The following is a 21,335-nucleotide window of genomic DNA, read 5'->3' on the forward strand; positions in this document are numbered from 1 at the left end:
TGTTCTTCCAATTCTCTTAATGATCTTCTTAATGATTCGTCATCATCAAGCTAGGTCGGCTATGTTACTCTATTTTAAAACAAAGTCAACAGGTAATTTCGATATTTTTTAAAACTCATTCAATCAAACCAAAAACTTATCTATCTAGCTAAGCCCTTGTTAATCAACAAGTTTTTATCTGCATCACCGCCGATGGATACGCATTATAGACCATAACTAATCTAACGCAACCCCTTTTTCTAAGTTTTTAATACATCTGTGCGTTTTTTCTGCTTTTTTATGCCTTTTGTTGCTTTTATACGCATTTTTTCATAAAAAAAGGCAATCTTTTGCAGATTACCTTTTCAACTTCTTATGTTTTTCGACTCTTAATCCGTAAATGTCACTCGGGCAATCGCCTTTTTACCTGACTGAACAATTATCGTCGTGTTTTCTTTTACTGAATAACCTAGATCAACAATAAATTTCTGTATGTAAATCTAAAGGTATCTCATAAAAACAACCGCATCGTTAAGGGAAATACACACTATTTAATAGAGTAGATTTTTCAGCCAAGCATGATTGGTAGCTCTTAATTCCAAACCTACTCACTCCAGCGAATAGCGAATAGCGAATAGCGAATAGCGAATAGCGAATAGCGAATAGCGAATAGCGAATAGCGAATAGCGAATAGCGAATAGCGAATTATAATAGAATAAGAAATTTCAGACATAAAAAAACCGCATTTAAGCGGATTATTTATTTCATCTTTTAGATGATGGTCGGAGCAGTAGGATTCGAACCTACGACCCCCTGGTCCCAAACCAGGTGCACTACCAGGCTGTGCTATGCTCCGAAATTGGGGTGAATGATGGGGCTCGAACCCACGACAACCGGAATCACAATCCGGGGCTCTACCAACTGAGCTACATCCACCGTAGTGTTTTGGTTCTATTCATCAGACACCATAAGATGGCGCGCCTGACAGGATTCGAACCTGTGACCATCCGCTTAGAAGGCGGATGCTCTATCCAACTGAGCTACAAGCGCTTGATCGATGATAAAACATCATGCGATACCGCCTTGAGGAATTGGTCGGAGCAGTAGGATTCGAACCTACGACCCCCTGGTCCCAAACCAGGTGCACTACCAGGCTGTGCTATGCTCCGATTCATCTCAGCTTTCGCTGTATCGCACATCGTGCGGTACGGTGTGCATTCTAGGCGTGAGTCTTGTTTTGGTCAATACCTTAATTCAAAAAAATATACATTTATTCATTCAAAAGCTTATTTATTCAGCATTTTTATTATTTTTGTGCTTTTTTTAGGCATTTCTTTCTAATTTTCAAGCATCTACCTCAAACAAAAAAGCCTCATTCTAGGATGAGGCTCATTTTAAGATCTTAGATTAGTCACTTAAGAACGGTAATCGGCATTAATTTTCACATAATCATAAGACAAGTCACAGGTATAAACCGTGTCTTTCGCTGACCCACGCCCCAAATCCACTCGAATTGTCATTTCTGATTGCTGCATGACACGTGCGCCTTCAGCTTCTGTATAGTCAGCGGCTGCTCCACCATCTTTACACAATTGAACCTCATCCAACCAGACTTGTACTTTTTCAACATCTAAATCTTGAATCTTAGCATAACCAATTGCACACAAAATACGACCCCAGTTTGGATCTGATGCAAAAATTGCAGTTTTAACCAATGGTGAATGCGCAATACTATAAGCAACTTCACAGCATTCGTCGGTATTGTGTCCACCTTCAACTGTTACCGTAATGAATTTGGTTGCCCCTTCACCATCACGTACGATTAATTGAGCAAGGCGTTTCATCACTCGGATCAGGACTTCCGCAACAACCGTATATCGAGAATCGTCTACAGATTGAATTTCTTCACCGCCTGCCTGACCTGTTGCAACAAAAATACAGGAATCATTGGTTGAGGTATCACCATCAATCGTAATACGGTTAAATGACTGGTCAGCTGCATCTTTCAGCAGTTTTTGTACGAGATCTCGTGCAATTGGCGCATCAGTCGCAACAAAGGACAGCATGGTTGCCATATTTGGGCGAATCATACCTGCACCTTTACTAATACCTGTCATGGTATAAGTCACGCCATCTAATTCAAATTGTTCAGATGCACCTTTTGGCGTGGTATCTGTTGTCATGATCCCTTTTGCTGCATCTGTCCAAGCATCTGCCTGCAAACTGTCAAATGCAGGTTGTAATCCAGCAACAATACGCTGCACAGGAAGTTGTTCACCAATCACACCTGTTGAAAAAGGTAAAATTTCTTGTGTAGCAACGCCTGCAACTACAGCTAAGCTTTCACAAATTTTTTGGGCATTTTGTAAACCCAATGGACCTGTACCTGCATTGGCATTGCCTGTATTAATTACCAAATAACGCGCATTACTTTCTGCTAAATGAGCTTTAGAAATGCGCACAGGCGCAGCACAAAAAGCATTTTGTGTGAAAACACCTGCAACATTTGCCCCTTCAGAAAATTCAAAGATCACCAGATCTCGTCGGTTTGGATAACGTACATGCGCTTCTGTAGAGCCAATTTTTACACCTTTTACCACATGCATAAGTGGCATAGTAACGTCACCAACAGCCATTTTAATGATCCATTTTTAGAAGTGAAAATAAAGTTCTAGCTTATTAGATATACACCAAAAAATCGAGCCTCTGATCTTAAATCCAATAAAAAACCAGCAAGGTAGCTGGTTTTCTATTTCAACAATTAAATCAATTTCTTTCATATACCTACGCTGTCTTTACTTTTTTAGCATAAAGAAAATAGGACTTTGAAAGATATTTAATGTGTTGCCTGATTCATGCTTAATAAAGATTGTTCCGCTTTTTGCTGACTCTCAACAGACAATGCAGGGTTGGTCGCAAGAATTCGTTTTACAGTCACATTATTTGCAGGTGCAATCGCAGCCGTTTGAATCACAATTGCACGCCCTTGAGTATCACCTAGTGCATAACGTATGCCCGTACGAGGGCTAATAATCATGGTGTTATTTCCTTGCACGACAGTTTGTGCAGTTGTTGCACCTTTTGCAGCCATAACATTGCCAACAGTTGTGGTAAATGGCTGTGCCTCTACCGCCCATGTGATTGCAGGAACAACACAGATACTGAGCAAGATCGCCTGTTTGATTTTTTTCATATAAGCACCAACACTTTAAATTTTACAAAGTGAATTTTGGTTAAAAGTGTACTGGAATTTCATGACCGAGCCTATGACCTGCCAATAAAAAAGCAGAACATCTTGTTCTGCTTTTGTAAAATAGGTCTAAGCTTTAAATTTTACCATGACATTGTTTATATTTTAAACCTGAGCCACATGGACAAGGTGCATTACGGCTCGCTGGTGGCACAATCTGATTTTTATTCAAATTTAACTCGGAGGAATTTGTAATTGCATCATCACTTTCATCCATCATGAGCGTTGCGCCTGTTAAACCATCAACATTGTCATGTTCAAAAGACAAACGCATCGAATCTGCCTGCTGTTGCTGGCGCGCTTCCATTTCTGCAAGCTCTTCAGGTGTTGGCACATGTACCAACGACAAGTCTGTCACAACGTCAGATTTGATTGCACCGAGCATATTCACAAACAGGTTGAAGGCTTCTTTTTTATATTCTTGCTCAGGATTTTTCTGTGCATAGCCACGTAAATGAATCCCTTGACGCAAATAATCCATTGCAGCCAAATGATCTTTCCAGTGGCGATCAAGCGCATTTAAGACAAAATGACGCTCCAGTGTTGAAGCCGATTCTGCACCCATTTGCTCACGACGCGCACGGTAACGCGCAATGACTTCATCAGTAATGCGTTCAACCAAACCTTCTTCATCTAAACGGCGATCTTCATCCAGCCATTGTTGAATCGGTAATTCAATACCTAAATCGGTACTTAGTGCTTTTTCTAGACCTTCGATATCCCATTGATCATGAATGGACTCAGGTGGAATAAAGTTGGCAATCAAGGCCTTCATCACATCATGGTGCATTTCTTCAACATATTCTTGCAGGGTATTTTCTGCCAAAACTGCATCACGTTGAGAATAAATAATCTTACGCTGTTCGTTATTAACATCATCGTATTTCAATAAGTTTTTACGGATGTCAAAGTTACGTGCTTCAACTTTGCGTTGGGCATTTTCAATTGAACGACTGACCATTTTATGCTCAATGGCTTCATCTTCTTTCAAGCCCATCGCACGCATCATGCCAACCACACGATCACCCGCAAAGATACGCATCAAATCATCTTCTAAAGACAAATAGAAACGTGAAACACCAGGGTCACCCTGACGCCCTGCACGACCACGCAATTGGTTATCAATACGGCGTGATTCATGACGTTCAGAGCCAATGATATGTAAACCACCCGCATTTAAGACAGTTTCATGGTCACGTTGCCATTCAGCTTTTAAACGCGCTTCATCTTCAGCCGTTGGGTTTTCAATTTTGGCGAGTTTAGCTTTCCAGTTACCACCGAGCAAAATGTCTGTACCACGACCTGCCATGTTGGTTGCAATGGTCACAGAATCTGGACTACCTGCTTGGGCAATAATGTCTGCTTCACGCTCATGTTGTTTGGCATTCAGAACTTCGTGTCGGATACCCGCAGCGGTCAGTTTTTGTGACAGGATTTCACTGGCTTCAATCGTTGCAGTACCCACCAAAATTGGCGCGCGAGTTTCCTGAATACGTTTGATCTCAGCTACAATCGCGCTGTATTTACCATCACGATTAAGGTAAATCAGGTCATTATGGTCTTGACGAATCATTGGACGATGCGTTGGAATCAGAACCACATCTAGACCATAAATTTCTTTCATTTCTGCCGCTTCTGTATCGGCAGTACCTGTCATGCCTGAAAGCTTTTTATATAAACGGAAATAGTTTTGGAATGTTGTGGTTGCCAATGTTTGGTTTTCTGGTTGAATTTCCAAGCCTTCTTTGGCTTCGACCGCTTGATGTAGACCTTCAGACCAACGTCGACCTGGCATGGTACGACCTGTATGTTCGTCCACAATCACCACTTCACCATCATGAATAATGTAGTGAACGTCACGTTGATACAGAAAATGCGCTCGAATTGCCGCAGATACATGATGAACCAAGTTTAAGTTCGTTGCTGAATATAGACTCTCGCCTTCTTGCAACAAACCCATCTGAATCAATTCCCTTTCCACAGCTTCATAACCGACTTCGGTCATTTCCACTGAGCGTTGTTTTTCATCGATCCAAAAGTGACCCCCATCAGCCACTTTTTCTTCTTTTTGTGGATGAAGTTTAGGAGCAATATGATTAATTGCAGCATAAAGCTGTGAAGAGTCTTCACTTTGCCCTGAAATAATCAATGGTGTGCGCGCTTCATCGATCAGGATTGAGTCAACCTCATCGATAATGGCATATACTAAACCACGCTGTTTTTTCTCTGCGAGTGAAAACACCATGTTGTCACGCAGATAGTCAAAACCAAATTCGTTGTTTGTACCATAAGTAATATCGGCTTTATAGGCTAAGGCTTTTTCGTCTGGCGCTTGCATTGAGTAAATCGTGCCAACGGTTAAACCCAAAAACTCAAATAAAGGTCGGTTTAACTCAGCATCCCGCTGTGCCAAGTAGTCATTTACCGTAATGACATGCACACCCTGAGCAGTTAACGCATTGAGATAGCACGCCAAGGTCGCCATCAAGGTTTTACCTTCACCTGTACGCATTTCGGCAATTTTACCTTCATGCAAAGTGATACCACCAATTAACTGCACATCATAGTGACGCATACCCATGATACGTTTACCCGCCTCACGGCAGACTGCAAACGCTTCAGGCAATAAATCGTCTAAACTTACCCCAGTTTGATAACGATCTTTAAATTCTTGAGTTTTTGCAGATAAGTCTGCATCGCTAAGAGCGGCTATCGTCGGTTCGAGCGCATTAATTTTCTCGACAATTTTACGCATGCGTTTCAGTTCGCGCTCATTTTTTGTACCGAAGATACCTCCGATCAGACCTGCCAACATGGATAAACTCTCTAAATTTTGCTAGTCAAAAATGAAAAATGAATTTCTAGTTAGACGTTATTATGGAGTTAGATTTTTGAAGTACAAGTTTTTTACGTAAAAAGCCGTATTTTTTTTCAATATTTCAGTCACAAATCAACCGATCCTGACCACCTATTTTGATCATTCAAAACCATGCTTTATTCATTTTATTCATATCAACATCATAAAGCTGTATTTTCTCTGCAAAAGAATTGGTTCATAGTGAATTTATCAACACAATAAAATACTTTTGAGGATGCACATGAGTTTACGTCTTGGCGATACCGCCCCAAACTTCCAACAACAATCAAGTGAAGGCGAAATTGATTTTTATCAATTTCTTGGTCAGCATTGGGGTATTTTATTTTCACACCCTGCGGATTACACACCCGTGTGTACTACAGAACTGGGCTATACTGCCAAATTACATGATGAATTTAGCAAACGTGATGTCAAAGCCATTGCGTTATCGGTCGATGATGTCGAATCTCATCAAGGCTGGATTCAAGATATTAATCAAACTCAAGGTACCACAGTGAATTTCCCAATCTTGGCAGACCAAGATCGTAAAGTTTCTGAGCTATATGGTTTTTTACATCCGAATGCGAGTGAAACCACAACTGTACGGTCTTTGGTGATTATTGACCCCAACAAAAAAGTCCGTTTAATTATTACCTATCCTGCATCAACAGGACGGAATTTCAATGAAATTTTACGTGTCATCGATTCACTACAATTAACCGACCACTATAAAGTCGCCACCCCTGCCAACTGGCAACAAGGGGATGATGTGGTGATTGTCCCGAGCTTAAAAGATGAAGATGAGTTAAAACAGCGTTTTCCTAAAGGCTATACGGCGGTCAAACACTATTTACGTTTAACTCCACAACCCAATCTGGACTAAATTCTTATAAAAAACGGTATGTAAATTTCTCCGAGCCTATTTTTTAATAGGCTTTTTTTTACACAAAATCTGCTGTAACAGACGAAAATTTTTATTAATTTAAAGCAATTCTACGACGAATGTTCATGATCATGCAGGTTCGATCTTATCACTGGGTTATCATCGCCATAACCTCTGGTCTGTTTTTACAAGGCTGTATGCAAAGCAGCGCTTTACCCGATACTCAGCGCCCTACCAACTGGGGAGTTGCTGTCGATAAACATTATAATTTTTATCGTGTTAACTCATGGTTATATCGGAGTGAACAACCTTCATCCGAATTACTGCCCTACTTGCAACAGCAACAGATTGATATTGTCATTAATCTGCGGGTTCATAATGAAGATCGTCAATTATTACAACATGTTCCAGTTCAGTTATTTCATATTCCGATCAATACTTGGGATATTGAACGACAAGATATTGTCAAAGTCATGCAAATTTTACAGGCAGCCAAGGCACAGCATAAACGGGTATTGATTCATTGTTATTATGGCTCAGACCGTACAGGTACGATGGTTGCCATGTCACGAATTTTACTCGAGAACTGGTCAAGTGATGATGCAATTAATGAGATGAAACATGGAGGTTATGGCTTTCATCCTATCTGGATGAATATTGATGGGTTATTTAAAACTAAAAATATTGACTGGATGCGTCAACAATTAACGCATCCACATCAAACATCCTAGCGTTGATCGAGTGGTACCCAGTCAATAATCCACGCTGATTTCATGCCTAAACTACTGTCAGCCTGAATTTTTCGACGTGCTGTATCTGCACCATCGCGATCTTTAGAAGGCCCAACCATAATCCGAATCCCTTTTGAGGTTGGACTAGTGACCACTTTATAGCCTTTGGCACGAAGTTTAGCAACTGTTGCATCGGCATTGGCTTGGTTTGCTGCAAGTGATACCTGTACCATCCACTTTTTCTTACCTTCAAGCAAGTCCCGTGCTTTATCTGCATCAGCTTGTTTTTTGCTTGTCGATTTTTTAGCATCCGCATCAGCTTGTTTTTTTGCCTCTATCTCGGCTTTTTTCTTCGCATCTACAACCGCTTTATGTTTCGCTTCCGCATCAGCCTTACGTTTTTCTTCAGCGTCAGCCTTACGTTTTTGTTCAGCGTCTGCTTTTTTCTGTGCCTCTAATTCAGCTTTCTTTTTGGCAGCAGCTTCATGACGAGCATCTTCATCTGCCTGTTTTTTTGCATCTGCATTGGCTTGTTTTTTCGCCTCCAAATCAGCCTGACGTTTCGCTTCTGCATCTGCTTTTTTCTTAGCATCTACAGCAACTTTATGTTTGGCTGCTTCATCATCGGCGTGTTTCTTTTTTACATCAGAATCTACCTGATGCTGTTGATCTACAATTTTACCATCAGGCTTGACTTCAGGTGGAATGTTATCCGAGCTGTCTTGACCTGTACGGCGCTTATTGATTTCAGCATATTCTTCAGCAGCTTTACGGGCAGCGTCGGCTTCTGCTTGTTGTTGTTGTTGCAAATACTGTTGTGTTTTTGCTTCTTGTTCAGCAACGGCACGTTCACGTGCCCGTTTTTGCTCTTCAAGCAAACGCTTCTCGGTTTCAACATCAACTGTTAAGGGTTGCAAAGCCTGCATATCGCCTGATTTTTGCGTATTTTTTTGTTGTGCTGTCGCTGTTTGATTTAAGGGAGCGGCTTGTTTATGCTGTAATTCTTGTGTGCCTTTCATCAGCAATGCTGCAAGCAGCACGCCGCCACCCAATAAAACAACGCCTCCCATCCAACGTTGTTTGCTATTCATTGACATTATTCAATGTACTCCCAAACCGCTTCTAAGGTATGAAACGAACCACAAACCAAAATCAGTTGTTGATCTTGTAAATGATCGAGAGCTGTTTGAAAGGCTTCTTTCACATTTGCAAATTGCTGTGTCGTTCTATTGTTTAAAGCCTGCTGAATTTTTTCAAGTTTTGCCGCACGTGGCACAGTTAACTCCGCAATATGCCAAGTCGATACCACAGGATTCAGCAATTCAACCACTGAATCTATATCTTTGTCAGCCAACATTGAAAAAACGGCAACAACTTCAGAATACTGTTTATTGTATTGCATAAAATTCTGCAATTGCTTTAACAAAAATTCAACACCATGCGGGTTATGCCCTGCATCAAAAATCACGGTTTTGTTCTGGATTTGACGAACTTCAAAACGACCTGCAATTTTTGCTGTTTGAATCCCCAAACCAATCGCCTGATCAGAAACAGTTAAACCACTCACAAGTATGGCAGCAACTGCAGTTGATATGTTATCGAGAGCCAAATGCCCTTTAGGTAGCAGCAAAGTTGATGCAGGAGTTGCAAATAGCCAAGTATCTTCTGACTGCTCTTGATAAAAATAATCACGATTCAACACATACAGTTGAGCATTACATTCCTGTGCTTTATTCTGAATTGCTTGTGGAAGCTGTTGCTGCCCCGCAAAAATCACGGGAATGTTAGGACGAATAATCCCAGCCTTTTCAAAGGCAATTTTTTCAATGGTATCACCTAGCCAATCCACATGATCTAAACCAATATTGGTGATCACAGCAACATCTGGCTCAATAACATTGACAACATCAAGTCGCCCACCGAGCCCAATTTCAAGCACCCAGACATCACATTGTTTTTGTTGAAAAATAAGAAAAGCAGCTAAGGTGGTTGCTTCAAAAAATGAAAGACTTAAACCACATTCACGGCGCGCCTGATCGACTTGGACAAAAGCATCAATCAGTTCTTGATCGCTGGCTTCCAAACCTGAGATTTTGACACGCTCATTAAAACGATAAATATGTGGCGATTGGTAAAGTGCAACTTTATAGCCCGCTTGTTGAAGAATCGCGGCAATTGTTGTTGTGGTTGAACCTTTCCCATTGGTACCTGCAACCGTAATGACTTTGGCTGAAGTGGTTGTCACATTTAATTTTTCTGCAACAGGAATGACACGCTCTAAGCCTAAATCAATTCCTGTTACATGCACATGGCCCCAATAGTTGAGCCATGTGAGAAGACTATCCGTAGCTTGTGGTGCTATTGTGTTCAATTTAGATGTTCATCAGTTTACTTACGATTCTGTATACAGTATCACGTAATGAATGACGATGAACAATTTGATCGACCACACCATGATCAAGCAAATATTCAGCACGTTGGAACGGTTCATCGAGTTTTTCACGAACAGTTTGTTCAATGACACGCTTACCTGCGAAACCGATCATCGCTTTAGGTTCAGCGATATGAACATCACCCAACATGGCTAAAGATGCAGTGACACCACCATAAACAGGATGAGTTAACACCACGATGTATGGCAAGCCTGCGGCTTTGACTTTTTCAATCGCTGCTGAAGTACGTGCCATTTGCATCAAAGACAACATGCCTTCTTGCATACGCGCACCACCTGAAGCAGCAAAGCAGATGAATGGTTGTTTTTTCGCAATCGCACTTTCAGCGGCTTGCACAAAACGATCACCCACTACCGTACCCATTGAACCGCCCATAAAGTCGAATTCAAATGCACATGCTGTCATTGCCACGCCTTTTAACGTGCCTTGCAATACAACCAATGCTTCAGATTCGCCAGTTTTCTTTTGCGCTTCTTGCATACGTGCAGGATATGGTTTGCTGTCCACAAAATTCAGTGGATCTTTCGCACTAAATTCTTGACCAAGTTCTTTATCAACTTGATCAAAGAACCATGTTAAACGCTCACGCGCTTTCATACGTAAATGTTCATCACACTGTGGACAAACATAAGCATTAAAGCTCATTGCGGTGACTGTTGTCAGTGAATGGCACTCTGGGCATTCAACTGTTGGTTCATTAAAACTTGCTTTGAAAGTTTCTTTTGCATCTGGTACATGGATTCCAGGAACTGGGCGATCAGTCCAAGGTGTCGATGGGTTCAGAACTTTACTTGGTTTAACTTCTTGATTCATACTCACTCATCGAGCGCAGCTCGAAGCTCCTTGACTTTATTAACCGTTTGTTCTGCGGCTTGTTCCGGTGGCAACGTTGCAAAAGGCTTGACGAGAGCACTTCCGACAATGACAGCATCGGCAACTGCAGCCATGGCTTTTGCAGATTGCGCATCGCTAATACCAAAACCCACACCAACAGGAATGTTGGTTTGAGATTTAATTTTCTCGATACGTTGCGCTGCTTCAGACGTATCTAAGGTTGCTGCGCCTGTTACACCTTTCAGTGACACATAATAGATAAAACCACTGGCTTGTTTTATGACATGTTGAATACGTTCATCAGTCGATGTTGGGGCTAACAGGAAAATCTGATTCATATCGTACTGGCGTAACACCTGATTGAACTGATCCGATTCTTCTGGTGGCAAGTCCACCAACAAAATACCGTCGACACCACTTTGATGTGCTGTTTCAACAAAATTCTCATAACCAATGACTTCTACTGGGTTTAAATAACCCATCAAAACCACTGGTGTTTCCTGATCTTTTTGACGAAATTCTTTGACCATAGCCAAAGCATCTAAGGTATTTGTCCCACCCGCAAGCGCTCGCTCTGCAGCAAGCGCGATTACAGGACCATCTGCCATTGGATCGGAAAAAGGCAAGCCCAATTCGATCACATCGACACCTGCATCAACCATGCGATGCAATAATGGTACTGTCACCTCTGGATGAGGGTCGCCCGCCATAACATAAGAAACCAAAGCTTTTTGTTGTTTAGATTGAAGCTGTTCAAAACGTGTGGCTAGACGAGACATAAGGTTTACTTTCCTTGCATGAAAAAATAGTGTGTGCTGTGTTTACATGACACCGCATTGTAACGCTATTTTTTAGACATTGCACAGCGCCAAAAGCTGCCTGATTTGATTCAACATTTATGAAACAATCCGCAAGCTACATTAATCAATATTTGATAGCTTTTCTCAATGATCAAAGCTTCCTAATTTTTAGGCATCTTTTGAATTGTTTTTTTGGCTCATCTTGGAATCTTTAATCATAAAAATCATAAAAATCATAAAAATAAACAAACGACCAAGCTTTACCCACATGGCAAAATGTTTGTTCAAGTCTAATTTTTATCCATTGATCATGCATTCTGCATTGTACTTTTTCGTCATTGATTGCCCAAAAAATAAAAAAGCGAGCCAAATTTAGCTCGCTTTTTATTAAAGCTTAGAATTTACAGATCAACCAACGGAATACCATCGACACGAGCAACTGTCAGTAAATCTTTATCACCACGACCTGAAACCGTGGCAATAATGATCTGATCTTTCGACATGGTTGGTGCCAGCTTAGTGACATAAGCCATTGCATGTGAGCTTTCTAATGCAGGAATAATCCCTTCAATTTTGGTCAAATCACGGAAGCCTTGGAGTGCTTCTTCATCATTGATTGGCACGTACTGAACACGTTTCATATCTTTCAGAAAGCTATGCTCTGGCCCCACACCCGGGTAATCCAGACCTGCTGAAATACTGTGCGTTTCAATAATCTGACCTTGTGCATCACTCATCAGGTAAGTACGGTTACCATGGAGTACACCAACATGTCCTGCATTTAAAGGGGCTGAGTGTTTACCTGTTTCAATGCCATAGCCCGCAGCTTCGACACCATACATTTTTACATCAGCATCATTTAGGAATGGATAGAATAGACCCATCGCATTTGAGCCACCGCCCACACAGGCAACCAGTGCATCGGGTAAACGACCTGCTTGCTCTAAAATTTGTTGACGTGCTTCACGACCAATGATTGACTGGAAATCACGGACCAATTGCGGATATGGGTGTGGGCCTGCCACTGTACCAATGACATAGTAAGTGCTATCAACATTACTCACCCAGTCACGCATCGCTTCATTGAGTGCATCTTTGAGTGTTTTTGAACCACTTTCCACTGGCACAACTGTTGCACCGAGTAAACGCATACGGTATACGTTCATGGCTTGACGTTTCACGTCTTCGGCGCCCATGTAAACCACACATTCAAGACCTAAACGTGCCGCAATGGTTGCTGTTGCCACGCCATGCTGACCTGCGCCTGTTTCCGCAATAATACGTTTCTTACCTGACAATTTAGCCAGCAATGCCTGACCAATGGTATTGTTGACTTTATGAGAGCCCGTATGGTTCAAGTCTTCACGTTTTAAGTAAATTTGCGCACCACCTAAATGTTTAGACCATCGTTCAGCATGATAAAGTGGACTTGGGCGGCCGACATAGTAAGCCAAATCACGGTCAAATTCTGCCAAAAACTGTGCATCATTTTTCATTCTGTTATACAGATTTTCTAAATCTTGTAATGCAGCCATCAATGTTTCTGACACGAATCGTCCGCCATGAATGCCAAAGTGTCCTTTAGCATCTGGATATTGTGTATAGTCAATCACTTCGTTTTGCTGATCCACAATGGACTCCTTGCATAAATTTTTTGATTAATCGTTGATCTTTAATTCCTTTTTGGGCTTCGACACCACCACTGACATCCACCGCAAACGGTTCGGTCAGTTCAATTGCCTCAGCAATATTGTCAGGATTTAAGCCCCCCGCCAAAATCAGCGGAATATCAAGTTTCGGGAATTGCGACCAATCAAATTGTAAACCTGTCCCACCCTTTAAATCAGGATGCCAAGCATCGAGTAAGATAGCACTTGCGCCCGCGTGTTGGTAGCGTTGAATTTCGTTTATTAGGTCTAAATCAGGTTTGACCTGTATGGCTTTATACCAGCGGCGTTTGGTGATTTGTGCTATTTCCTGACACAGCTCAGGGCTTTCATCGCCATGCAACTGTAATACATCTAAAGGAACCTGCTGCAAAACGTGCTGGATCTCTTCTGCGCTGGCATTGACAAACAAACCAACCACTTGCACATAAGGGGGAATCTGTAGCACTAATTTCTGGGCTTGCTCTATAGTCACTGAACGGGGGCTAGGCGGATAAAAGACCAGACCAATTGCATCAGCCCCTTCCTGCACGACGCTGTGTACATCTTCAATACGGGTAATTCCGCAAATTTTTGCTCGGGTTCGCATAAAATCAATCTAATTTGTATTAAAAAGCATGCTGTTGATTAAAACGGAAAAACCATAAAAAAATCTAGGAGAATTTGCAGTTTTCAACGCAATCTCTGTCTACAGATTGTTTCAATAATGTAAAGACCGTATACTTTGGCACAATTTATAGCAACAAGTTTTAGGGAAGTTGGTGAAAACCCAACACTGCCCCCGCAGCGGTAACAATGAAACGCATATTGTTTGAGTCATTCACTCACGTCACTGTTTTTTAAAATGGGAAGACGAATATGTTGGTTATATCTGTAACTATATTGCAAGTCCGAAGACCTGCTTGTTGTTTACTTCAATGAATCATTCACGGGGAGTGAATGTATGGAGCAAAAAGCCATGTCTATTTTTAAGCCCACTGCTTTGGTCGGTGCGATTGCACTTATCACAGGTTTTTCAGTTACAACACATGCCGCAGATCAGCAAGCAACCAATGACGAGCAAAATGCAACTTCTCTAGATACCATTGTTGTCACAGCATCTCGTACGCCAGAAAAAGTTAAAAACGTCCCTGCACGTATTGATGTCATTGATCAAAAAACCATTGAGCAGTCACCTCTCGCCGACCTACCCATGCTTTTAGAAAGAGAGGCAGGACTTTCAATTAAACAAACTGGTGGTTATGGACAACCCGCATCTGTGTACCTTCGTGGTACAGGTGCATCACATACCCTTTTCTTACAAGATGGTATGCGCTCAAATATTGCTACTGTTGCAGATACAAATATTCATTTATTTGATTTATCTGATATTAAACAAATTGAGATTTTAAAAGGGCCTGCATCAGTACAATACGGTACAGATGCAATTGGTGGTGTGATTCAACTGATTTCAAAAATACCCACTCAAAATACAGTATTCACGACTACTGAAATGGGTGAACACAATACCTATAAATCTATTTTAGGTGCAGATATCGCTCAAGATGGTTTTTACGCTCAAATTCGTGGTCAACGCTTTGAAACGGATGGTGACAAAATTATTAGCAATGAAGACCGTAAAGCTAGTTTCGATCAAAAAGGTTATTCTGCAAAAGTTGGTGTAGAAAAGGAAGCCTATGGCATCTCTGCTGAAATCAAAGAAAATAAAGGTACTGGAGATTATTTTTCTTATGGCGCACCTAATGCCTATGACTTCCTTAACCGCTTATATAATATTCAAGGGCACTTCAATTTAACTGATAATTTAACTTGGAGTACTCGTTTATCTCAATTTAATGATGAATATAACGTCGTTAAAAGTGCTTACCCATCTATTGTAAATACAGAACAACAAGAAATTGATTCCAATCTAAAATGGCAGTTAACACCGAATCAAAATATTTTATTCGGCGTAGAATACAATAAAACCAAAGCAGAAAAAGTTGCAGCTTACGTTGGCGATGAAGGCTTCGATTCAGACAATGAAACCATCGGCTACTATGCACAACATCAATTTAACAATGATATATTTTCAACACAAGCTGGTGTCCGTGTTGAAGATAATCAACAGTTTGGAACACATACTGTCGGACAAGTTGCGATCAGATACTTCGCAACGCCAAATACCAGTATTTATACAAACGTAGGAACAGCATTTAAAGCACCTGTTGTGGGGCAACTCATTACTGCACCTTCATGGTGGGGCGGTAATCCTAACCTAAAACCTGAAGAAAGTGTTTCATATGAGCTTGGTTTTGACCATGCTTTTGCTTATGGTCTTCACGTCTACGGTTCTGTATATCAAACCAAAGTGGATAACCTGATGGTCTCCGATTCTTCTACAAACTTTACATATTACAATATCAATAAAGCAACCTTAACAGGTTCAGAACTTGGTTTAAAATGGAAACAAGGTGATCTTTTTGCCAATGCAGAATATGCCTATGTCCAATCTACGAATGAAGCAACAAATAAAGATGCTCCAAATCATCCACGCCAAAACCTATCATTGTCTGCTGGCTGGGATAATGGTATCTATGGCTTTACAACATCTTTAGTTGCTCGAGGTTCTGCACGAGATACTCATAATATTCCCGGTTATGCAACTATAGACATGAATGCTTATTGGCAAATCAACTCGCATTTAAAAGTATTTAGTAATATCAAAAATATTGGTGATACCACCTATAAAACAGCATGGAACAATGAGGTACAATCATACTATATCGCAAGTGGTCGCTTAGCATCCATTGGGGTAACTTTACGCTACTAATATTCATGTTCAAAAAAGTATTTTATCAGCGCATTTTCATGGATAATGTTTAAAAAAACATTATCCTTTTTTATGATCAAAAGGAATGAATTATGGGTCATCGTTTAAGCAAAATTGCAACGCGTACAGGTGATGATGGGACGACAGGTCTTGGCGATGGGACACGCGTCGAGAAAGATGATCTACGGATTCAAGCTTTAGGTGATGTTGATGAACTCAATAGTATTCTTGGCGTACTGCGCGCCCAAATCGTGAATAGTGGGATCGATGCCGATGAAAAGCAGCGTTGGGATAAAAGTTTAAGTTTGATCCAACACTGGTTATTTGACTTGGGTGGTGAAGTGTGTATTCCCAACTTTAACCTTTTACAAGAATCAGCACTCATTTTCTTGGAAAGCGATATCGATGCCATGAATAAATACCTTCCGATGTTGAAAGAATTTATTCTACCTGCGGGTTCATTATCATGCAGTTATGCACATCAAGCACGTTCTGTCTGCCGCCGTGCTGAACGTAGCTTAATCAGCCTGCAAAAACGCGATCAAAATATTCAGAAAACAGCTTTATTGCTGTTGAACCGCTTGTCTGACTGGTTATTTGTCGCTTCTCGTAGCCTACAATTGGCTGAACATGGCAAAGAAATTTACTGGCAAAAACAAAAGTAAGTACTTTTAAGCGTAAAATAATTTCATCCTCAACTTCATGTGAAAAATGGATGCAAATTATTGGTCACCGTGGTGCACGTGGCGAAGCACCTGAAAATACGCTAGGTGGTTTTTATTACTTACAACACTTGGGCATTCGGGCTGTTGAGTTCGATGTCCGCCAACTTACAGATGGTACGTTGTTTGTCATGCACGATGATAATTTTCTCCGTACCGCAGGTAAACTCAGCTCGGTTTATTCATGTACTTCCTCCGATTTAAAACATTATGACCATCGTGCACAATGGAAGAATTGGACGTCCACAGAGAGTACGCCTTTACTCTCTGAAGTTTTAACAATATTGCGTGATTTTCGACATATTGAAGTCGAAGTTAAAACCGTCAAAGATACTGCGACAGCTGAACGTTTAATCGACACCTTACAGCAGCAGTTACAAGGTTTTGAACAATCTGCAACCATTACCAGTTTTGATGAAAAAATTTTAATTGCGCTTCAAAAACAAAATAGTCACTTTCAGCGAGGTTTATTAATTGAAGACAACATTAAAAGCCAAGCTATTGAAAAAGCAATAAAATATAATTGTAGTCGTATAGGTTGGAAAGATACATTGGCAACGCCTGACATGATTGAGTTGTCCAAATTGGCAGGGCTTGCTGTCAGCGTCTGGACAGTCAATGACGTTGAAAGGGCAAAAATACTACAAGATCAAGGCATTGATGGCTTAATCACAGATTTTCCGAAAACAATGCAACAGCAGCTACACGTTTTAGGGTAATATTTAGACAAAACGCATTGGTCGAAAGTTTCGCTTTAGCTTTTAAAATACAAGTGTATAATATTGTTAAAGCATCGATAAAGATGCCTATAAACAGCCATCAGTATTGCGTTTGAAGGTCGACCCTATTTTTCTTTGAGGAGCGTCGCTGCATATGACTCCCCTGCCGCAAGCACCTATTAACTGGACAGCAACCATTACCTTGTTGGGGACTCCAATTGCTGCCCTGATTGCCATACCGCTATATGCTTATTACCACGATTTTTCTGTCAGTGCGTGGGTAAGCCTATTTTTTCTACTCGCGCTGAGTAGTTTAAGTATTACAGCGGGTTATCACCGCTTATGGGCACACCGTGCCTATGAAGCGGCTCTCCCACTCAAAATTATCCTGATGCTCGGTGGTACATTTGCTGTGCAAAACAGTATTTTGTACTGGGCTTCTGGACACCGTACGCATCATCGTCATGTTGATGATATCGATCAAGATCCATATTCAATTAAAAAAGGTTTCTGGTACGCCCATTTAGGTTGGATGATTCGTGATTATCCTGCGGCTACAGCGAACTATAAAAATGCGCCTGATTTACTCAATGACAAAGTCGTGATGTTCCAAGACAAATACTATGTGCCTTTAGTGATTGCGGTACATGTTGTGATTTTGGGGACAATTGGCTGGGCAGTTGGTGATATTTGGGGTGTAATTTTATTAGGTGGTTTACTGCGTTTAATCTTGAGTCACCATGTCACATTCTTTATCAACTCACTGTGCCATATGTTTGGTAAACGTCCATATACCGATGAAAATACAGCACGTGATAACTTTTGGTTAGCGATTGCCACTTGGGGCGAAGGCTATCATAACTATCATCATATCTTCCAATACGACTACCGTAATGGAGTGAAATGGTGGCAGTACGATCCAACCAAATGGTTGATTTGGTCATGTTCAAAAGTTGGTTTAGCTAAAAATCTGCGCCGTATTCCAAGCTTTAATATTAAAAAAGCAGAATTGGCAATGAAGTTCAAATATGCAGAGCAAGACCTTGCGGTGTATGGTCTGGATATCAATGAAGATTTACGCACGATGAAACAGCACATCGCGCAAGAATATGAAGCCTTTACCCATACTTTAAACGATATGGCTAAGCTCAAAGAACTGGAGTTGCAGCACAAAAAAGCAGCAATGACCGAGAAAATCCATCAAATTGATCATAAACTGAAGGCAGATTTCCAACTGGTCGAGCAGCGTTTACAGCACCATCGTGATCGCTTGGAAGTATTAGTGAAAAGCCTGCGTAAAATTTCAACCTAATCTCAATCGTATTCAAAAAAGAGATGCTTGAGCATCTCTTTTTTTATGGCTATTTTTCTATAAACCCAAATTTTGCTATAGAGTAATACAGAATCTTTGTAAAACCTGCCGACTATGATCTTTAACACATTGTATCCTGCATTAAATGCCAAGCTGTTTCATCAGCAAATGCCAAAAACATTACAAGGCGCACGCGCAGGACATTTTAATGTCGCCCTCGCCAATGAATTGCAATGGTCAGCCGAAGAACAACAAAACTGGGTGGAGATCTGTAGTGGGCAACAAACTTTTGCCGAGTTTCCCCCACTGGCAATGGTGTATGCAGGGCATCAGTTTGGTCAATGGGCTGGACAATTGGGTGATGGTCGTGGCTTATTGATTGGGCAAGTGCTTGACCGTCAGGGTAAAACCATTGACTTGCATTTAAAAGGTGCAGGCAAAACGCCTTATTCGCGGATGGGCGATGGGCGTGCTGTTTTGCGTTCAGTAATTCGTGAATACTTAGCAGGACATGCACTCAATTCACTGGGTATTGCTTCAAGCAATGCCATCGGCTTTACCACGTCCAACCATGCCGTACAACGTGAGCAACTTGAACAAGGTGCAATGCTGTTACGTACAGCAGACTGTCATATTCGTTTTGGGCATTTTGAATGGATTAATCAATATGCGCCTGAACTGCTCAAAGAATTTACTGAAAAAGCCATCGAGTGGTATTTTCCTGAATGTTTAAATGCAGAGCAGCCTGTTTTGGCTTTTGTAGATCAGGTGATTGAACGGACTGCAAAAATGATTGCCCAATGGCAACTGGTCGGCTTTGCACATGGTGTGATGAACACAGATAATCTCAATATTACAGGTTCAACCCTCGATTTTGGCCCTTATGGTTTTATGGAACGTTTCCGTCCCAACTGGATCAACAATCATTCGGATCATCAGGGACGTTATACTTATCAAAATCAGCCAAGTATTGGACACTGGAATTTGTGGGTTTGGATCAATAATCTTGTGCCACTGGCAAAAGCTGAAGATCGAGAACAATTTAAGCAAGAGTTAGTAAAAGCCTTAGAACAGTATGAGCCGAAGTTTTTAGCGTTTTATCAGCAAGGTCTAGCCGCTAAAATGGGGCTGCCTGACTTTCATAAAGACAGCTTTGACTGCGGTATGGCATTTTTAAAAATCATGCAAAGTGAACAGCTCGATTACACGCAAAGTTTCATTCGTCTGCAAGAACAACAATATCGGGCTATTCAAGATGATTGCCTCAATATTCGACAGTTCGAGGATTTCCTAAAGCAGTATCATGCGATTCGTGAACATCAAGATATTGAACAGCTTAATGCTGCTATGCGCTTAGCCAACCCACGTTATATTTTACGCAATCACATGGCACAAACCGCGATCGAAGCTGCTCAACGCGACGACTTTAGCGAAGTTGAGCGTTTGTTTGAGCTTTTGGCACAACCATTTACCCACCAACCTGAGCGTGAACGCCCTGCCGATCTTGCGCCACTACCTAGTGATATGCCTGATGTGATGGTGAGTTGTTCATCTTGACCCGCTGATCTGAAGGCACATAAAAAAAAGGAAGCTGACTTGGGCTTCCTTTTTTTGATGTCACTTAATATTAGTCATTTGGATATTCAAAGCGATAACCAACCCCATACACCGCTTGCACCCATTCATGGCGACTGTCATCTTCAGCGACTTCAGAAATCTTACGGCGCAGGTTTTTAATATGACTGTCAATCACACGGTCTGCCACATCAAAACTGTCAGGATTAATATGGTCGAGCAACTGAATGCGTGAATACACCTGACCCACATGTTCTAGAAATAGCTCTAGAAGACGAAACTCAGTTGGCGTTAAATTCAGGGCTTTTTGTTTATACCAAACCCGTTGTTGTGACTTGTCGATACGGAATAAATCATTTTCTTCTGGCTCTGATTTACGCTCTAATCGACGCAAAACTGCCTGTACACGAGCAACCAGTTCTTTCGGGCTAAATGGCTTACAGACGTAATCATCTGCCCCCATGTTCAAGCCCAAGACCCGATCAATTTCTTCAGTACGTGCAGTCACCATAATAATCGGCAAGTCAGATTGTTCGCGCACTTTACGACAAATGGTTAAACCATCCATACGTGGCACCATCAAGTCCAAAATCATCAAGCTCGGTTTACGTTGTAAAAAGCTGTTATAGGCTTCTTGTCCATCGTGAAACATACTAACTTCATAGCCCGCAGCTTCTAAATAATCCCGAACCAGACCTGCTAACTCAACTTCATCTTCAACCAAAATAATATGTTTCATGT

17 protein-coding genes, 4 tRNA genes and 1 riboswitch are annotated in these 21,335 nt (G+C 41.2%); of the genes, 7 read left to right on the forward strand and 14 right to left on the reverse strand.

Going from position 1 to position 21,335, the window contains the following annotated elements:
* Positions 1 to 758 precede the first annotated feature (758 nt).
* The 7 genes from GBN19_RS10350 to secA all read right to left on the reverse strand — a co-directional run bounded on the left by GBN19_RS10350 (position 759) and on the right by secA (position 6,044).
* Positions 759 to 835 (reverse strand) — tRNA-Pro (locus tag GBN19_RS10350).
* Positions 836 to 839: 4 nt separating this feature from the next.
* Positions 840 to 915, reverse strand: a tRNA-His gene (locus GBN19_RS10355).
* Between the two features lie 37 nt (positions 916 to 952).
* Positions 953 to 1,029: transfer RNA gene (locus GBN19_RS10360), tRNA-Arg, on the reverse strand.
* A gap of 42 nt (positions 1,030 to 1,071) precedes the next feature.
* Positions 1,072 to 1,148: transfer RNA gene (locus tag GBN19_RS10365), tRNA-Pro, on the reverse strand.
* A gap of 246 nt (positions 1,149 to 1,394) precedes the next feature.
* Positions 1,395 to 2,615 carry a bifunctional glutamate N-acetyltransferase/amino-acid acetyltransferase ArgJ gene (gene argJ / locus GBN19_RS10370; protein ID WP_151778079.1) on the reverse strand — a complete coding sequence of 407 codons (1,221 nt, stop codon included), beginning with the start codon at positions 2,613 to 2,615 and terminating at the stop codon, positions 1,395 to 1,397.
* A gap of 200 nt (positions 2,616 to 2,815) precedes the next feature.
* A complete protein-coding gene (locus tag GBN19_RS10375) occupies positions 2,816 to 3,172 on the reverse strand; it encodes a hypothetical protein (RefSeq protein ID WP_151778080.1) in 357 nt (118 codons plus the stop codon).
* Positions 3,173 to 3,305: 133 nt separating this feature from the next.
* Positions 3,306 to 6,044 (reverse strand): preprotein translocase subunit SecA, encoded by a 2,739-nt coding sequence (gene secA, locus GBN19_RS10380; RefSeq protein WP_151778081.1) that lies wholly within the window; start codon positions 6,042 to 6,044, stop codon positions 3,306 to 3,308.
* Positions 6,045 to 6,327: 283 nt separating this feature from the next.
* Between secA and GBN19_RS10385 the strand changes: the two genes are divergently transcribed.
* Both GBN19_RS10385 and GBN19_RS10390 read left to right on the forward strand, forming a co-directional pair.
* Entirely contained in the window at positions 6,328 to 6,969 is a 642-nt protein-coding gene (locus GBN19_RS10385) for a peroxiredoxin (protein WP_151778082.1), read from the forward strand.
* A 125-nt stretch (positions 6,970 to 7,094) separates the two neighbouring features.
* Complete coding sequence (locus tag GBN19_RS10390) at positions 7,095 to 7,700, forward strand: dual specificity protein phosphatase family protein (protein WP_151778083.1); 606 nt, start codon at positions 7,095 to 7,097, stop codon at positions 7,698 to 7,700.
* Here the strand turns inward: GBN19_RS10390 and GBN19_RS10395 are convergent.
* The 6 genes from GBN19_RS10395 to GBN19_RS10420 all read right to left on the reverse strand — a co-directional run bounded on the left by GBN19_RS10395 (position 7,697) and on the right by GBN19_RS10420 (position 14,043).
* Positions 7,697 to 8,797 (reverse strand): SPOR domain-containing protein, encoded by a 1,101-nt coding sequence (locus GBN19_RS10395; RefSeq protein WP_151778084.1) that lies wholly within the window; start codon positions 8,795 to 8,797, stop codon positions 7,697 to 7,699. The genes GBN19_RS10390 and GBN19_RS10395 overlap by 4 nt on opposite strands.
* Positions 8,797 to 10,071, reverse strand: coding sequence for a bifunctional tetrahydrofolate synthase/dihydrofolate synthase (folC, locus tag GBN19_RS10400; protein ID WP_151778085.1), 1,275 nt, complete (start codon positions 10,069 to 10,071; stop codon positions 8,797 to 8,799). The genes GBN19_RS10395 and folC overlap by 1 nt, the downstream gene beginning before the upstream one ends.
* A 1-nt stretch (position 10,072) precedes the next feature.
* Positions 10,073 to 10,966: an acetyl-CoA carboxylase, carboxyltransferase subunit beta gene (gene accD, locus GBN19_RS10405; RefSeq protein WP_151708599.1), complete on the reverse strand. Its 894-nt coding sequence runs from the start codon at positions 10,964 to 10,966 to the stop codon at positions 10,073 to 10,075.
* A 2-nt stretch (positions 10,967 to 10,968) separates the two neighbouring features.
* Entirely contained in the window at positions 10,969 to 11,766 is a 798-nt protein-coding gene (gene trpA / locus GBN19_RS10410; RefSeq protein WP_151708598.1) for a tryptophan synthase subunit alpha, read from the reverse strand.
* Between the two features lie 422 nt (positions 11,767 to 12,188).
* The gene (trpB, locus tag GBN19_RS10415; protein ID WP_151778086.1) at positions 12,189 to 13,418 is read right to left on the reverse strand and encodes a tryptophan synthase subunit beta; all 1,230 of its coding nucleotides are present in this window, start codon (positions 13,416 to 13,418) and stop codon (positions 12,189 to 12,191) included.
* Positions 13,393 to 14,043: a phosphoribosylanthranilate isomerase gene (locus tag GBN19_RS10420; RefSeq protein WP_151778087.1), complete on the reverse strand. Its 651-nt coding sequence runs from the start codon at positions 14,041 to 14,043 to the stop codon at positions 13,393 to 13,395. Before GBN19_RS10420 ends, trpB begins: the two co-directional genes overlap by 26 nt.
* Positions 14,044 to 14,181: 138 nt before the next feature.
* Positions 14,182 to 14,374: riboswitch (cobalamin riboswitch) on the forward strand.
* Between the two features lie 38 nt (positions 14,375 to 14,412).
* Here GBN19_RS10420 and GBN19_RS10425 point away from each other — a divergent pair.
* The 5 genes from GBN19_RS10425 to GBN19_RS10445 all read left to right on the forward strand — a co-directional run bounded on the left by GBN19_RS10425 (position 14,413) and on the right by GBN19_RS10445 (position 20,576).
* Positions 14,413 to 16,266 carry a TonB-dependent receptor plug domain-containing protein gene (locus GBN19_RS10425; RefSeq protein ID WP_171494473.1) on the forward strand — a complete coding sequence of 618 codons (1,854 nt, stop codon included), beginning with the start codon at positions 14,413 to 14,415 and terminating at the stop codon, positions 16,264 to 16,266.
* Positions 16,267 to 16,358: 92 nt separating this feature from the next.
* Entirely contained in the window at positions 16,359 to 16,931 is a 573-nt protein-coding gene (locus tag GBN19_RS10430) for a cob(I)yrinic acid a,c-diamide adenosyltransferase (protein WP_151708594.1), read from the forward strand.
* 50 nt (positions 16,932 to 16,981) lie between these two features.
* A complete protein-coding gene (locus tag GBN19_RS10435) occupies positions 16,982 to 17,707 on the forward strand; it encodes a glycerophosphodiester phosphodiesterase (RefSeq protein WP_151778089.1) in 726 nt (241 codons plus the stop codon).
* A gap of 154 nt (positions 17,708 to 17,861) precedes the next feature.
* The gene (locus tag GBN19_RS10440) at positions 17,862 to 19,019 is read left to right on the forward strand and encodes an acyl-CoA desaturase (protein WP_151778090.1); all 1,158 of its coding nucleotides are present in this window, start codon (positions 17,862 to 17,864) and stop codon (positions 19,017 to 19,019) included.
* Between the two features lie 114 nt (positions 19,020 to 19,133).
* On the forward strand, positions 19,134 to 20,576 hold the full coding sequence (locus tag GBN19_RS10445; RefSeq protein ID WP_151778091.1) for a protein adenylyltransferase SelO: 1,443 nt from the start codon (positions 19,134 to 19,136) through the stop codon (positions 20,574 to 20,576).
* Positions 20,577 to 20,646: 70 nt separating this feature from the next.
* Here GBN19_RS10445 and GBN19_RS10450 read toward each other — a convergent pair whose 3' ends face one another.
* Positions 20,647 to 21,333 (reverse strand): response regulator, encoded by a 687-nt coding sequence (locus GBN19_RS10450; RefSeq protein WP_151778092.1) that lies wholly within the window; start codon positions 21,331 to 21,333, stop codon positions 20,647 to 20,649.
* Positions 21,334 to 21,335 lie beyond the last annotated feature (2 nt).

This window comes from Acinetobacter brisouii (genome assembly GCF_008993995.1).
GTDB lineage: Bacteria > Pseudomonadota > Gammaproteobacteria > Pseudomonadales > Moraxellaceae > Acinetobacter > Acinetobacter brisouii_A.